The organism is Micromonospora pallida (assembly GCF_900090325.1).
Lineage (GTDB): Bacteria > Actinomycetota > Actinomycetes > Mycobacteriales > Micromonosporaceae > Micromonospora > Micromonospora pallida.
Map to the genome: position 1 here is coordinate 2,768,248 of NZ_FMHW01000002.1, position 13,890 is coordinate 2,782,137.

Consider the following 13,890-nt stretch of genomic DNA (forward strand, 5'->3'; position numbering starts at 1 on the left):
ACGCAAATTCGATCGCCTGCTAGTGCGGCATTTTCGCCGCCGCTTCCAGTGACCCCTTTTCGTGGGTCTTGAATACGAGCCCCGGTAGCCTGACGTGCAGTTTTCCAAGAAATGCCGCAACGGCCACCCATGGCCGCTTTCGCCACGATTGGGGCGGACAGGGCGCAGGCCGACACCGATCGAACCAGCGCCTGCGACGTTCGACCGCCACGGCCCAGCCGAATTGGGCGGCGACACGGCCGTACCGGCGACAGAAATCGTACGTTCGACCGATGGGCGGCCGGGTCCGCGCGGTTGGCCGGCGACGGCACGATCCGCCACCGGCCCGCCCGATGTCGAGGCTTTGAAGTTTGCGCAGGCAGCCACCCTTTTGGTGGGAAAACCCGGCGGGTGTCGCGTACGTCGGGGATTTTTCTCTGCCCGCTTTGATGGCGCACGGCGACCCGAGCGGCAATGTCGTCGATTTTCGAGGATTGCGCCAGGCCAGTCGCGGTGTAACGGGGCACGAATGCGCAACCGGTGGAACGGTGCAGCGATAATCGGTGGAACGTTGCATACGAGAAAGTGCCGTCAACGTCGTTACTCGGCAGTGGCCCTGATGTCGCCGTTGGCGGGTCCGCCCCGCCGACCAGGACGACGTAGGCGGCGTGCCCCGTACCGTGGTCACCACGATCATCGCCGCGCACGCCACCGCGCAGCACCGGAGGCTGCGCCGGCGGCGCCAGCCTGCTTGACGAGCCGCGCACACCGACGCGCAGCACCGGAGGGAGCCAGCATGTCGCAGGTGTCGACCGACCCGGTCGATCCCGCCACGCCGGGGTTGTCGGCCCGACCGGCCCCCGCCTGGTCCGCCTGGCGGGCCGTGGTCGGATTCGGGATGGTCAGCCTGGCCGCCGACATGGTCTACGAGGGCGCGCGGTCGGTCACCGGACCGCTGCTGGGCGCCCTGGGCGCCTCGGCGCTGGTCGTCGGCCTGGTCACCGGTGCCGGAGAGGGCATGTCGCTGCTGCTGCGGCTGGCCTTCGGGCCACTGGCCGACCGCACCGGCCGTTACTGGTCGCTGACCCTGAGCGGATACGCGTTGACCGCCGTCTGCGTTCCCCTCCTCGCCGTGGCACCCTTCCTGGGCGGCGCCGGCCTGGCCGTCGCCGCCGCGTTGATCCTGGCCGAACGGGCCGGCAAGGCGGTCCGCAGCCCGGCCAAGTCGGCGTTGCTGGCCCAGGCCGCCGGCGCCGTCGGTCGCGGTCGTGGCTTCGCGGTCCACAAGGCTCTGGACCAGCTCGGCGCGTTCGCCGGGCCGCTGCTGGTCGCGGCCGTCATCGCGGCCACCGGCCTGGTCTGGCCGGCCCTGGCCGGCCTGGCCATCCCCGGCGCGGCGGCCATCGGCCTGCTGCTGTGGATCCGCCGACGCGTGCCCGACCCGGCCGTCTTCGACACTGGTACGCCACCAGCCGCACCCGCCCTGGCCGGCTCCGACACCGGTACACCGCCGGCCGCACCCGCCCCGGCCACCACCGCGCCGCCGACCCCCCGCAGCGGTTGGTTCGGGGCCGACCTGCCCCGGCGCTTCTTCCTGTTCGCCGCAGCGGCCGGGGCCGCCACCGCCGGGCTGGTGACCTTCGGGATCATCTCCTTCCACGCCAGCCAGACCGGTGTGCTCGCCGCCGCGGCGATCCCGCTGCTGTACGCCGCCGCGATGGTCGCCGCCGCGATGGCCGCGCTGGCCAGCGGCTACCTGTACGACAGGTGGCACGCCCGGGTGTTGTTCGCCCTGCCCGTTCTCGGCGCCGCCGTGCCGGCACTGGCCCTGTCCACCACGGCCGGCGCCATCGTGGCCGGAACCCTGCTGTGGGGGCCGCCGTCGGAGTGCAGGACTCGACCGTCAAGGCGCTCGTGGCCGACCTGGTTCCCGCCGCCCGCCGGGCCACCGCCTACGGCGTCTTCGCCGCCGTCCAGGGCGCTGCGGCACTGGCCGGCGGAGGCGTGGCCGGGGCCCTGTACACCCGCTCGCTGCCCGTCCTGATCGCCGTCCTCGGTGCCAGCCAGGTCCTCGCGCTGGGCCTGCTCGCCGCCAGCCTCCGCACCCCCCGGACACCGCCGGCGCGCTGAGTACCCGACCGGCCGGGAGTCAGGTGAGTAGCCGTGCCGGCACTTTCCTAACTTCGTGCCATCAATTCGGATCTGGGTGACGTTTCAGCCGCCCGCCGCTTTGCAGAAAGTGCCGCTTGTTGCGTCATGCACGTCGGGGCATCCCGGCTGCTGGCGCTGACCACGAGCGGGGAAATACTGGTGGCATCCAATCTTTTCCACTCCATCAGGAGGCGCGATGTCCCCGTGGCGTAGAACCATCTTCAGTCTCGCCGCCGCCCTGACCATGGTGCTCCTCGCACCCGCCGCCCAGGCGGCCGCCGCCGCCGGTTCCTACAGTGTCTCGCCGAACGGTGGCACCGTTTACCGCACCAACACGGTCTATTCCAGCTCGTTCGCCAACAGCCCGATCACCGTGCCGGCCGGCGCCACGGTCACCGGCGTCAACTGGCAGTTCACCCTGTCGAGCTATCCCTCCAACCTGACCCGGCAGCTCTGCAACAACCAGCGCTGCGAGACGCTGTGGACGTTCGGTGGCAATTCCGGAACCTCCACCTATTTCAACGGGGACCCGGCCACCAACAGCTGGTACTTCAGATTCGTGCTGGTTTTCGGGTCGGGTTCCAGTCTGATCAACCCACCGGTGTACGCCTACACCCACAACGTGACCGTCAACTACCAGTACTGAACCCCCGGGGCGGCCGGTGCGGGCCGCCCCACTCCGATCCGCCCGGTCCGCGATGTGACGGATCTTTCACCGGCTACCAACCGGAGCCATGCGGACACCAGGAGTGAGCGGCATTCGGTGTGGCGCATCCAGCCCCACCGCGTCAGCGAACACCCGACGACGGGCCGGCCCCGGCCCGGCCGAGCGGGCCTGTTCGGGATCCTCGCTCATTCCTCGAGGCACCTCACCCATCGTCAGAACATGCACGGACACCCCCCGGTGGCGGAACCTCCGCCGGCGCGCTCGCCCGCTCCGGCGGCGCGTCGAGCGGGTGTCTCCGGCGGGATACCACCACGGCAACCGTGGGGTGCGCGGGGTGTGGTGGCCGGTCGATCATGCCCCTCGCCAGTGCGACTGGACGGTAGCCGGCAGACGGTGGAGACTCCTCACCGCACCGGGCCACGTCCGCCGTTCGTCGGGTCAGGCCCCGGGACGGAGCGCGCCCCCACGGCGGTACCGCGCCGGAACCCGACAAGGGCTGGGGCGACCGCCAGACGACAGGCAGGAGCACCCCCGATGTCTAAGCTGGTGGTGTTTCGACCCGGGCGCAGGGAGCGACAGGAGGTTGCTGCGTAGGGTTGGTGAGCCAATACTATGAGCGACGTACGTCGATGTAAGGGTGCGGATTCGCCCCAAAAGGGGCACCGAGAAGGGGTTCGGTCGGATGTTCAGTCGTGTCGCCATCGTCAACCGCGGCGAGGCCGCTATGCGGCTCATCCATGCCGTAAGGGATCTCGCCGCGGAGACCGGAACCCGGATCGAGACCGTCGCCCTGTACACCGACGTCGATCGTACCGCCACCTTCGTCCGTGAGGCGGACCTTTCGTACGACCTCGGTCCCGCCGCCGCCCGGCCGTACCTCAACCTGGCCGTGCTGGAGCGCGCGCTGCGGGAGACCGGGGCGGACGCCGCGTGGGTCGGCTGGGGCTTCGTCGCCGAGGACCCGGCGTTCGCGGAGCTGTGCGCGAAGATCGGCGTCACCTTCGTCGGACCGAGCCCGGACGCTATGCGCAAGCTCGGCGACAAGATCGGCGCGAAGCTGATCGCCGAGGAGGTCGGCGTACCGGTCGCGCCGTGGAGCCGCGGCGCGGTCGAGACCCTGGACGCCGCCCTGGCCGCCGCGGCCGAGATCGGCTACCCGCTGATGCTGAAGGCGACCGCCGGCGGCGGCGGACGCGGGATCCGCGTGGTCACCAACGAGGCCGAGCTCGCTGACGCGTACGAGCGCACCAGCCAGGAGGCCGCGCGGGCGTTCGGCAGCGGCATCGTGTTCCTGGAGCGCCTGGTCACCGGCGCCCGGCACGTCGAGGTCCAGGTGATCGCCGACGGCGAGGGCACCGCGTGGGCGCTCGGTGTCCGGGACTGCTCGGTGCAGCGACGTAACCAGAAGATCATCGAGGAGTCGGCGTCGCCGGTGCTCAGCCCGGCGCAGGCGGCCGAGCTGAAGGCGTCGGCCGAGCGGCTGGCCGTGGCGGTCGGCTACCGGGGCGCGGCGACCGTCGAGTTCCTCTACCACCCCGGCGACCAGATGTTCGCGTTCCTCGAGGTCAACACCCGACTCCAGGTCGAGCACCCGATCACCGAGTCGACGACCGGGTTTGACCTGGTCAAGGCGCAGCTGCACGTGGCCTCGGGCGGGCGGCTCGAGGGCACGCCGCCGGTGGAGCGCGGGCACGCCATCGAGGCCCGGCTGAACGCCGAGGACCCCGACCGCGACTTCGCGCCCTCCCCCGGCCGCATCGCGCGGCTGGACCTGCCCGCCGGGCCAGGCATCCGGGTGGACACCGGCGTCAGCGAGGGGGACACCATCCCCGCCGACTTCGACTCGATGATCGCGAAGATCATCGCCTACGGCCGCGACCGGGACGAGGCGCTCGGCCGGCTGCGCCGGGCGATGGCGCAGACCACGGTGATCATCCAGGGCGGCGCAACGAACAAGAGCTTCGTGCTCGACCTGCTCGACCAGCCCGAGGTGATCGACGCCAGCGCGGACACCGGCTGGATCGACCGGGTCCGTGGCGAGGGCCGGCTCGTCACGCACCGACACTCCGCCGTCGCGCTGGCCGCCGCCGCCATCGAGGCGTATGAGGAGGAGGAGCGCGCCGAGCGGGAGCGCCTGCTCTCCACGGCGTTCGGCGGACGCCCGCAGGTGCAGCACGAGAGTGGCCGACCGTTGGACCTCAAGCTGCGCGGCGTCGGCTACCGGGTGCGGGTCGCCCGGGTCGGCGCGCACCGGTTCCGCGTCGGCATCGAGGCGGGCGACGACGTCCGCACCGCCGACGTCGAGCTGGACCGCTTCGACCGGCACACCGGGCAGGTCGTCGTCAACGGCACCCGGTACCGCCTGCTCACCGGCACGCACGGCCCGATCCACCTGATCGAGGTCGACGGCGTGACGCACCGGGTCAGCCGCGACGAGGGCGGCGTCGTCCGGTCGCCCTCGCCCGCGCTGGTCGTCGCCACGCCGCTCAAGGTCGGCGCCGAGGTCGAGGCCGGCGCGCCGGTGCTGGTGCTGGAGAGCATGAAGATGGAGACGGTGCTGCGGGCGCCGTTCAAGGCGCGGCTGAAGGAGTGCGTCGTCTCCGTCGGCAGCCAGGTGGAGGCCGGTGCGCCGCTGGTGCGGCTGGAGCCGATCGCCGACGCCGAGGCCGAGGACACCTCGACCACCGAGTCCGTCGAACTGGACCTCCCCGCGCCCGCGGTGTTCCCGGCCCGGACGCGCACCACGCGCGGCCAGGAGGACCTGCGCAGCCTGCTGCTGGGCTACGACGTCGACCCGCACGACGAACGCCGGGTGCTCGACGACTACCTGGCCGCGCGCCAGGCGGCCGTGGTGGACGGCTACCGGCCGCTGGCCGAGGAACTCGAACTCGTCGACGTCTTCGCCGACCTGGCCGAGCTGAGCCGTAACCGGCTGACCGGCGAGGACGGCAGCGGGCACCTGCACAGCGCCCGCGAGTACTTCCACACCTACCTACAGTGCCTCGACGTCGAGCGGGCCGGGCTGCCGCCGACGTTCCAGGCCAAGCTCGGCAAGGCCCTCGGGCACTACGGGGTCACCGACCTGGAGCGCTCCCCCGAGCTCGAAGCGGCGGTCTTCCGGATCTTCCTCGCCCAGCAGCGCGCGGCCACCGACGCCGCGGTCGTCACGGCGTTGCTCCGGGCGTGGTTGCAGGAGTCCCCGCCGGACGAGGCGCTGCGCGAGCCCGCCGGTCTCGTGCTGGAGCGGCTGGTGGCCGCGACGCAGGTCCGGTTCCCGGTGATCTCCGACCTGGCGCGTGGGGTGGTGTTCGCCTGGTTCGCCCAGCCGCTGCTGCGCCGCAACCGGGCCCGGGTCTACGCCAACGTCCGCAAGCACCTGCACCACCTGGACGAGCAGCCGGACGCGCCGGACCGCACCGAGCGCATCGCCGACATGGTGCGCAGCACCGAGCCGCTGGTGCGGCTGCTCGGCCAGCGGCTGGTCCGCGCCGACCTGGACAACGCGGTCATGCTGGAGGTGCTGACCCGGCGGTACTACGGCAACAAGGGTCTGCTCAGCGTCCGTACCACCGAGGTCGCGGGCTGCACGTTCGTGGTCGCCAAGCGGGCGGACTCGTGCGTGGCCTCCGCCGCGGTGAGCTTCGACGCGCTGGGCAACGTGCTGCGCGGGCTCGCGGAACTGGCCGGCGGCGAGGGCAGTCCCATCGACGCCGACATCTACCTCGCCTGGGAGAACCAGCCGGAGGACTCCGCCGCGATGGCGGCCGAGTTGCACGAGGTCGTCAGCGCGCACCCGCTGCCGAACGAGGTCCGCCGGCTCACCGCCACCGTCGCGGGTCGCAGCGGCGCGGTGATGCACCACCACTTCACGTTCCGCCCGTCGACGACCGGGATGACCGAGGAGCGGCTCGTCCGCGGCCTGCACCCGTACATCGCGCAGCGGATGCAGTTGGAGCGGCTGAGCAAGTTCGACCTCACCCGGCTGCCGTCCTCGGACGAGGAGGTCTACCTCTTCCGGTGCGTGGCCCGGGAGAACCCGTCGGACGACCGGCTCGTCGCGTTCGCCCAGGTGCGCGACCTGACCGCGCTGCGGGAGCACGACGGCCGGCTGATCGCGCTGCCGACGGCCGAGGACACCCTCGCCGCCTGCCTCGACTCGGTCCGCCGCGAACGGTCCCGGCGGCCGTCGACGAAGCGCGTCAACACCAACCGGATCGTGGTCTACGTCTGGCCGCCGAGCGACCTCACCATCGCGGAGCTGGAGATGATCGCCGGGCGGGTGCTGCCGACGACGGCGGACGCCGGCCTGGAGGAGATCCTGCTCATCGGCCGGCAGCGCGACCGGGAGACCGGCGAGCTGACCAAGGTCGCGGTACGCGTCTCCTTCGACGCCACCGGGGGCACCACGCTGACCGTCGGCGAGCCGTCGGACGAGCCGGTCGAGCCGCTCGACAGCTACCGGCAGAAGGTGCTCCGGGCGAGCAGCCGCAACACGGTCTACCCGTACGAGCTGACCGGCCTGCTCGGCGACTTCGTCGAGCACGACCTCGACGACCAGCACGCGCTGGTGCCGGTCGAGCGGCCGAAGGGGCGCAACACCGCGGGGATCGTCGCGGGTGTGGTCACCACGCCCACCCTGCGGCACCCGCAGGGCGTCACCCGGGTGGTGCTGCTCGGCGACCCGACGAAGGCGCTCGGCGCGCTGGCCGAGCCGGAGTGCCGTCGCGTGATCGCCGCGCTGGACCTGGCCGAGCGGTTGCGGGTGCCGGTGGAGTGGTACGCGCTCTCCGCCGGGGCCCGGATCTCGATGGAGTCCGGCACGGAGAACATGGACTGGGTCGCCGCGGCGCTCAAGCGGATCGTCGAGTTCACCCAGGACGGCGGCGAGATCAACATCGTGGTCGCGGGCATCACCGTCGGCGCGCAGCCGTACTGGAACGCCGAGGCGACGATGCTCATGCACACCAAGGGCATCCTGGTGATGACGCCGGACTCGGCGATGGTGCTCACCGGCAAGCAGTCGCTCGACTTCTCCGGTGGCGTGTCGGCCGAGGACAACTTCGGCATCGGCGGCTACGACCGGGTGATGGGCCCGAACGGGCAGGCCCAGTACTGGGCGCCGAACCTGGCCGCCGCGCGGGACGTGCTGATGCTGCACTACGACCACACCTACGTCGCACCCGGCGAGGAGGCACCCCGGCGGGCGGTCAGCACCGACCCCGTCGACCGGGACGTCTCCGACTTCCCGCACACCCTGGAAGGCAGCGACTTCACCACGGTCGGCGATATCTTCTCCGCTGCGGCCAACCCGGACCGCAAGAAGCCGTTCGACATCCGGACCGTGATGCGGGCGCTCTCCGACCAGGACCACCCGGTGCTGGAACGCTGGGCGGGCATGGCCGACGCGGAGACCGCGGTGGTGCAGGACGTGCACCTCGGTGGCATTCCGGTGTGCCTGCTCGGCATCGAGTCCCGGTCGGTGCCGCGGCGTGGCTTCCCGCCCACCGACGGCCCGGACACCTACACCGCGGGCACGCTGTTCCCGCGGTCGTCGAAGAAGGCCGCGCGGGCGATCAACGCGGCCAGCGGCAACCGGCCGCTGGTGGTGCTGGCGAACCTGTCGGGCTTCGACGGCTCGCCGGAGTCGATGCGGAAGCTGCAACTGGAGTACGGCGCCGAGATCGGCCGCGCGATCGTGAACTTCCGTGGGCCCATCGTGTTCTGCGTGATCTCGCGGTACCACGGTGGCGCGTTCGTGGTGTTCTCGAAGGCGCTGAACCCGAACATGACCGTGCTGGCGCTGGAGGGCTCGTTCGCCTCGGTGCTCGGTGGCGCCCCCGCCGCCGCGGTGGTGTTCTCCAGCGAGGTCAACGCGCGCACCGCAGCGGACCTGCGGGTGCGGGACCAGGAGGCGCGCGTCGCGGCCGCCTCCGGCACCGAGCGCGCCGCGTTGACCGCCGAGCTCGACGAGCTCCGCTCCTCGGTCCGGGCGGAGAAGCTCAGCGAGGTGGCCACGGAGTTCGACCGGGTGCACAACATCCAGCGCGCGGTCGAGGTCGGCTCGGTCGACGCCGTCATCCGGGCCGCCGAACTGCGCCCGCGCATCATCGAGGCCATCGAGTCCCGGATGGGCTAGTCGGAGTCGTGACGCTCAGGGCCTGCCCACGGCAGGCCCTGAGCGCCGGACGTCAGCAGAGCCCGGACGGCGGTCAGGCGGGCAACCCGAGGTAGGCCCGTCGGACGTCGGGATCGTCGAGCATGGCCGAACCGGTCCCCGACTTCGCGACCCGGCCCCACTCGACCACCAGGCCCCGGTCGGCGACCTTCAGCGCCTGCACGGCGTTCTGCTCGACCAGCAGGACGCCCACCTGGTGCGCGGCCAGCGCGCGGAGCGCGGCGAAGACGCGCTGCTGCATCGCGGGCGAGAGTCCCAGCGACGGCTCGTCGATGAGCACCACCTTCGGGTCGAGCATCAACGCCATGGCCATCTCCAGGAGCTGCTGCTCCCCGCCGGAGAGGTTGCCGGCCGCCTGGCCGCGCCGCTCGCCGAGCACGGGAAAGGTCCGGTACGCCCGCTCGATGCCGGCCGCGACCGCCCCTCGGGGCAGCGTGTAGCCGCCCATCCGCAGGTTCTCCTCGACGCTCATCCGGGGGAAGTTGCACCGGCCCTGCGGCACGAGGACCACCCCCCGGCCGAGCCGGGCCCGGGTCGAGTCCCGGCTCACCTCGACCCCGTCGACGCGGATCGACCCGCGCCGCGTGGCCACCATGCCGAACACGGTCTTGAGCAGGGTGGACTTGCCGGCACCGTTGGCCCCGATCACGCACACCGTCTCACCCCGGTGCAGGTCCAGGTCGATACCGCGGAGGATCTCGACGTCCTGGTAGCCGGCGTGCACGTCCCGCAGGGTCAACACCGGCTGCTGGTGGTGACCGGCGGTGGCCCCGGTACGCGTCGAGGAAGGGTCAGCGGCCAAAGTACGCCTCCTGGACGTCGTCGCGGGCGATGACCTCACCGGGCTTCCCCTGGGCCAGCGTGTGGCCCTGGTGCAGCACGACCACCCGGTGGCAGAGGCCGACGACCAGTTCGATGTTGTGCTCGACCAGGAGCACCGTGGTGCCGGCGGCGTTCAGGTCCCGGATCCGGTCCCGGATCACGTTGCCGACGGTGGGGTTGACCGCCGCCACCGGCTCGTCGAGCAGCAGCACCCGGGGCGGCACCACGCAGGCGGCGGCGAACTCGATCAGCTTGCGCTGCCCGTACGAGACCTCACCGGCGAGCCGGTGGGCGACCGGACCGAGCGCGAAGCTGTCGACGAGTTCGTCGAGCCGGGCGCGCAACGCGGGGTCCTCCCGGTCCGGCCGGACCAGGTCGGCCAGGCGCCGGGAGCGCGACCGGCGGCCGAGGGCGGCCACCCGGAGGTTGTGCCGGACGGTCAGCGACTCGAACGTGCGGACCTGCTGGAACGTCCGGACCAGCCCGTGGTGGGCCAGCCGGTCGGGACGCCACGAGGTGACGTCCCGACCGTCGAGGTGGACCGTGCCGGCGTCCAGCCGCTGAAGACCGGTGACGCAGTCGATCGCGGTGGTCTTGCCCGACCCGTTGGGTCCGATGAGCCCGACGATCTCACCGGCGGGGACGGTGATCGACACGCCGTCCAGGGCCCGCACCCCGGCGTACGCCTTGCGCAGCCCGCGTACCGCCAGTTCCCCGCCGGTCACCGGTTCGCCTCCTCGGCGCGCACGGGTGGGGCGGTCGGTGGCGGTCCCGGCGGCGCCGGTCGGCCGAGTCGACCGGTCGTCCGGAACAACCGTTCCAGTCCGTCCGGGACGGCGATGACCACCGCGAGCAGGATCAGGCCGTAGATGACCAGCCGCCACTCCTCGGCGAGGTGCAGCAGTTGCGGGAGCACGGTGAACAGCAGCGCCGCCGAGACCACGCCACGCAGGCTGCCCCGCCCGCCGATGAACACCATGATCAGCAGTGCGGTCATGTAGGACATGTCCAGGTTCTCCGGGCACACCACCGACTGGAAGTACGCGTTGAAGACCCCGACCGTGGCCGACAGCGCGGCCGAGAGGCCGAAGGCGGCGAGCCGGAACGCGGTGGGCGACAGGCCCCGGGCGGCGGCCAGCACCGGATCGTCGCGGACCGCGGTGAGGGCGAGGCCGAGCCGGCTGCGGGAGACACCGAAGACGACCCCGACGGCGAGCGCCGCCAGGCCCAGCACCACGTAGTACTGCGCCGTCAGCGACGTCAGCTCGGCGCCGAACAGGGTCATCGCCGGTACGCCCGTCGTGCACAACGGGCCGCCGGTGAGGCCGACCCAGTTCTTGGCCAGCAGCACCGCGATGGTCGCGAAACCGAGGGTGGCGATCGCGAAGGCGTGCAGCGACAGGCGGAACGACGGGACGCCGATGGCCAGCGCCACCACGACGGCGGCCAGCGCGGACACGACCAGGGTCGCCCCGAACGACCAGCCGTACCGGGTGCTCAGGATCGCCGCCGCGTACGAGCCGAAGCCGAAGAACACCGGCTGGCACAGGCTGAGCGCGCCGATCCGGCCGACCACCAGGTCGAAGGCGACCGCCAGGGCGACGAACATGAGCGCGGTGATCGCGGTGGACAGGTAGTACGGCACCGGGAGGAGCAGCGGCAGCACGACCGCGAAGACCGTCCCGAGCAGCCAGACCACCGGTTCGATGCGGAGCCGGCCGGGCCGCCCGGGCAGGCCGGTCGCGGTCACGCGCGCACCGCCCGGCCGAACAGCCCGTGCGGGCGGACCAGCAGCACCGCGATCATGACGGAGAAGACGATCACGTCGGCGTACGCGCTGGAGAGGTAGCCGATCGCCAGCGCCTCGCTGATCCCGAGGACGAAGCCGCTGAGGACCGCGCCGCTGACATTGCCGAAGCCGCCCATGATCACGGCGGCGAACGCCTTGACCGACAGCAGCGTCCCCATCGTCGGCGACGCGCTGTACAGCGGCGTGATGGTGGCCGCGGCGACGCCCGCCATCGCGGCGGCGGTCGCCACCGTCACCAGCCCGATCCGGGTGGCCGGCAGTCCCACCACGACGGCCGCCTCGCGGTTCTGGGCGAGCGCCCGCATCGCCCGGCCGGTACGGGTACGGTGCAGGAACACCACCAGCGCGCCGAAGGTGAGCGCGGTGACGCCGAGGACGACCAGGCGCTGCACCGCAATGGGGGTCCCGGCCAGCTGCACGGTACGCAGGCTCTGCTCGCTGTACACGGTCTTGGGCAGCGAGCCCTCGACCACGGTCGCCAGGTTGACCAGGACGATCGACACGGCGAGCGTGGCGACGAGCTGGACCTGCCAGCCCCGGTGCAGGATCCGGTGCACCACGGCCAGGTAGAACCCAACCCCGACCACCACCATCCCGGCGACCGTGGCGAGCGCGGCGACCGGATACGGCAACCCCAGGTACGCGGATCCGGCGTACAGCAGGTAGGCGCCGACCATCACCAGTTCGCCGTGCGCGAAGTTAACGATCTCCAGGACGCCGAAGATGAGGGCCAACCCGGCCGCCACAAGGGCGTACTGGGAGCCGAGCGTCAGGCCGTTGACGAGTTGGTCGACGAGTCCGCTCACCGGTCACTTGCCCGTGTCGACGACGTCGAGGACTTTGATCTTCCCGCCCTCGATCCGGAGGATGAACATGTTCGGGTGGGCCTGGTGGTGGTCGTCGAACCGGATCGGCCCGATGCCGGTGGTGAAGTCGACCTTCTTCAGCCCGGCCAGGATGCCCGCCCGGTCGGTGCCGCCGTGCCGGACCGCCTCGGCGAGGGTGAGCATCCCGTAGTAGGCCAGCGCGGCGTTGTACGGCGGCACGTCCTCGCCGTACCGGGCCCGGTAGCCGTCGAGCAGCGGGCGTTGCGCGTCGGTGGCCGTCCAGTAGGTGGCCTCCTGGACGCCCTCGGCCAGGGCGGGGTCACCGGTGAGCCGGATGCCCTCTGCGGTGGCGCAGCCGCCGCGCCCGTACAGCGCGACGGTCATGCCCAGCTCACGCATCTGCCGCAGCATCTGGGCGCAGTCGGGTGGCTCGGCGAAGGTGATGAACGCGTCCGCGTCGGCGTCGCGGACCTTCGACAGCTGGGGGCGCAGGTCGCTGGCGCCGAGGTCGTAGAACTCGGTGGTGACGAGTTCCACCCCCGCCGCGGGCAGCAGCTTCGCGTAGAGGTCGGCCGCCCCGCGACCGAAGTCGTTGTTGGCGGCCAGGATCGCGGCGCGTTTGCGGCCGGCGTCGGCGATGTACCGGGTCCAGTACTCCCCCATGATCGAGTCGTCGATGTTCATCCGCCACATGTACGGGTTGCCGCCCACCCCGGACTGCTGGCTGATCTTGGCGTTGGTGGAGCCGAAGGTCATCGCCGGGGTCTTGCTCCGGGCGAGCGTCGGCATGCCGCCGAGGGTGCCGGAGGAGCAGGGTGAGCCCAGGATGGCGGCCACCCGGTCGACGTCCGCCAGTTTGCGGAACGCGGAGGCGCCGCCCTGGGGCGAGCACTCGTCGTCGGCGGTGACCAGCTCGAAGGTGACCTCGGGCATGCTCGTGCCGAGGTGCTCGATGGCGAGTTCGATGCCCTTCTTGGCGTCCTGCCCGTAGTAGGCGGACTTTCCGCTGAAGGCGGCGGCCAGGCCGACCTTGACGGTCCTGCCGTCGTCTGCCGTGCCGGCCTGCCCGCAGGCGCCGGCCGCGCCGGTCAGTGTCAGGAGCACCGCGAGCGACGCCATGCGGACGATCGGGGATCTCATACTCGTCTTCTCCCTCGCGGTACGGCGGACGGTGCCGGGTCGACCGCGTCGGCCACCGACGCCGGCGGCTCCGACAATCGACAGCGATCAACTCCTGCGCATTGACCGTATGCAATGGATCAATGTGGGGCAAGGATTGCGGTGGCGACCATGCCGGCCGGCCCGCGGCGACCGGTGGCCGGTCCGAGCCAGGTAACGCCGAGGAGTACGACGTGCGGCAGCGCCAGTTGCGCGGCAACCTGCCGCAGGGGTTCGTACACGCGCTGATGCTGGAGACCGCGGTGACGCTCGGGCAGGTGGGCCCCTGCCACTGACCGGC

General features: G+C 71.8%; 8 protein-coding genes and 1 pseudogene. 4 read left to right on the plus strand and 5 right to left on the minus strand.

The annotated features are described in order from the left end of the window. Positions 1 to 775: 775 nt before the first annotated feature. From GA0074692_RS11185 to GA0074692_RS11195, 3 genes and pseudogenes are all read left to right on the plus strand, one after another. Positions 776 to 2,109 (plus strand): annotated as a pseudogene (locus GA0074692_RS11185) (MFS transporter). Between the two features lie 217 nt (positions 2,110 to 2,326). Further along, positions 2,327 to 2,776, plus strand: coding sequence for a flagellar protein FlhE (locus GA0074692_RS11190; protein ID WP_091642945.1), 450 nt, complete (start codon positions 2,327 to 2,329; stop codon positions 2,774 to 2,776). Between the two features lie 703 nt (positions 2,777 to 3,479). Then, positions 3,480 to 8,933, plus strand: a complete 5,454-nt coding sequence (locus GA0074692_RS11195; RefSeq protein WP_091642949.1) for an ATP-binding protein — start codon at positions 3,480 to 3,482, stop codon at positions 8,931 to 8,933. 73 nt (positions 8,934 to 9,006) lie between these two features. Here GA0074692_RS11195 and GA0074692_RS11200 read toward each other — a convergent pair whose 3' ends face one another. Genes GA0074692_RS11200 through GA0074692_RS11220 form a run of 5 tightly spaced genes read right to left on the minus strand, consistent with a single transcriptional unit; the run spans position 9,007 to position 13,571 of the window. After that, entirely contained in the window at positions 9,007 to 9,774 is a 768-nt protein-coding gene (locus GA0074692_RS11200; RefSeq protein WP_218106624.1) for an ABC transporter ATP-binding protein, read from the minus strand. Beyond that, positions 9,764 to 10,519 carry an ABC transporter ATP-binding protein gene (locus tag GA0074692_RS11205; protein ID WP_176738398.1) on the minus strand — a complete coding sequence of 252 codons (756 nt, stop codon included), beginning with the start codon at positions 10,517 to 10,519 and terminating at the stop codon, positions 9,764 to 9,766. The genes GA0074692_RS11200 and GA0074692_RS11205 overlap by 11 nt, the downstream gene beginning before the upstream one ends. Next, entirely contained in the window at positions 10,516 to 11,544 is a 1,029-nt protein-coding gene (locus GA0074692_RS11210; RefSeq protein ID WP_091642958.1) for a branched-chain amino acid ABC transporter permease, read from the minus strand. The genes GA0074692_RS11205 and GA0074692_RS11210 overlap by 4 nt, the downstream gene beginning before the upstream one ends. After that, the gene (locus GA0074692_RS11215; protein ID WP_091642962.1) at positions 11,541 to 12,410 is read right to left on the minus strand and encodes a branched-chain amino acid ABC transporter permease; all 870 of its coding nucleotides are present in this window, start codon (positions 12,408 to 12,410) and stop codon (positions 11,541 to 11,543) included. The genes GA0074692_RS11210 and GA0074692_RS11215 overlap by 4 nt, the downstream gene beginning before the upstream one ends. A gap of 3 nt (positions 12,411 to 12,413) precedes the next feature. Then, positions 12,414 to 13,571 carry an ABC transporter substrate-binding protein gene (locus GA0074692_RS11220; RefSeq protein ID WP_091642965.1) on the minus strand — a complete coding sequence of 386 codons (1,158 nt, stop codon included), beginning with the start codon at positions 13,569 to 13,571 and terminating at the stop codon, positions 12,414 to 12,416. A gap of 122 nt (positions 13,572 to 13,693) precedes the next feature. Between GA0074692_RS11220 and GA0074692_RS36480 the strand changes: the two genes are divergently transcribed. Beyond that, positions 13,694 to 13,885: a hypothetical protein gene (locus GA0074692_RS36480; protein ID WP_091642968.1), complete on the plus strand. Its 192-nt coding sequence runs from the start codon at positions 13,694 to 13,696 to the stop codon at positions 13,883 to 13,885. The last annotated feature ends 5 nt before the right edge of the window (positions 13,886 to 13,890 follow it).

What these genes read in the sequence shown, in the direction of transcription:
- GA0074692_RS11190 (WP_091642945.1), top strand. Translation starts at nt 2,327, where the DNA reads ATGTCCCCGTGGCGTAGAACCATCTTCAGTCTCGCCGCCGCCCTGACC.
- GA0074692_RS11195 (WP_091642949.1), top strand. Translation starts at nt 3,480, where the DNA reads ATGTTCAGTCGTGTCGCCATCGTCAACCGCGGCGAGGCCGCTATGCGG.
- GA0074692_RS11220 (WP_091642965.1), bottom strand. Translation starts at nt 13,571, where the DNA reads ATGAGATCCCCGATCGTCCGCATGGCGTCGCTCGCGGTGCTCCTGACA.
- GA0074692_RS36480 (WP_091642968.1), top strand. Translation starts at nt 13,694, where the DNA reads ATGTGGGGCAAGGATTGCGGTGGCGACCATGCCGGCCGGCCCGCGGCG.